At 69.7% G+C, this 1,175-nt stretch carries 1 protein-coding gene; it reads right to left on the bottom strand.

From position 1 onward, the window contains the following. Positions 1-1,175 (bottom strand): acetyl-CoA C-acetyltransferase (locus DIE06_RS37765; protein WP_148094386.1); only part of this gene is annotated, 1,175 nt, incomplete at both ends.

The raw sequence follows: 1,175 nt of genomic DNA on the forward strand, positions 1-1,175 counted from the left end.
CGTTCGACCGCGAGCGCGACACCCATCCCGCCGCCGATGCACAGCGACGCCAGCCCGCGCTTCGCATCGCGCTTGGCCATCTCGTGCAGCAGCGTCACCAGGATCCGGCAGCCCGACGCGCCGATCGGGTGGCCGATCGCGATCGCCCCGCCGTTCACGTTCACCTTCGACGTGTCCCAGCCCATCTGCTTGTGCACCGCCAGCGCCTGCGCCGCGAATGCCTCGTTGATTTCCATCAGGTCCAGGTCGCCCGGCGTCCAGCCCGCGCGCTCCAGGCAGCGGCGCGATGCCGGCACCGGACCCATGCCCATCACGCTCGGATCCACGCCCGCGTTCGCGTATGCCTTGATCCGCGCCAGCGGCGTCAGGCCGAGTGCCGCCGCCTTCTGCGCCGACATCACCAGCACCGCCGCCGCGCCGTCGTTCAGCCCCGACGCGTTCGCCGCCGTCACCGAGCCGTCCTTCGAGAACGCCGGCTTCAGGCCCGCCAGCGATTCCGCCGTCACGCCGTGACGCACGAACTCGTCGGTCGCGAACTGCAGCGGCTCGCCCTTGCGTTGCGGAATCGACACCGGCACGATCTCGTCGTTGAAGCGGCCGGCCTTCTGCGCGGCTTCCGCCTTGTTCTGCGACAGCGCCGCGAACGCGTCCTGCTCCTCGCGCGTGATCCCGTATTCCTTCGCGACGTTCTCCGCCGTGATGCCCATGTGGTACTGGTTGTACACGTCCCACAGGCCGTCGACGATCATCGTGTCGACCAGCTTCGCGTCACCCATCCGGAACCCGTCGCGCGAGCCCGGCAGCACGTGCGGCGACGCGCTCATGTTTTCCTGGCCGCCCGCGATCACGATCTCCGCGTCGCCCGCCGCGATCGCGTTCGCCGCCAGCATCACCGCCTTCAGGCCCGAGCCGCACACCTTGTTGATCGTCATCCCCGGCACTGCGCTCGGCAGGCCGGCCTTGATCAGCGACTGGCGCGCCGGGTTCTGCCCCGAACCCGCCGTCAGCACCTGGCCCATGATCACTTCGCTCACCTGCTCGGGCTTCACGCCCGAACGCTCCAGCACCGCGCGAATCACCGTCGCGCCCAGTTCCGGTGCCGCGACCTTCGCGAGCGAGCCGCCGAATTTGCCGACCGCGGTCCGCGCGGCCGATACGATCACTACGTCCGTCAT

Origin of the sequence: Burkholderia sp. Bp8998, from assembly GCF_003854235.1 — a bacterium.
Lineage (GTDB): Bacteria > Pseudomonadota > Gammaproteobacteria > Burkholderiales > Burkholderiaceae > Burkholderia.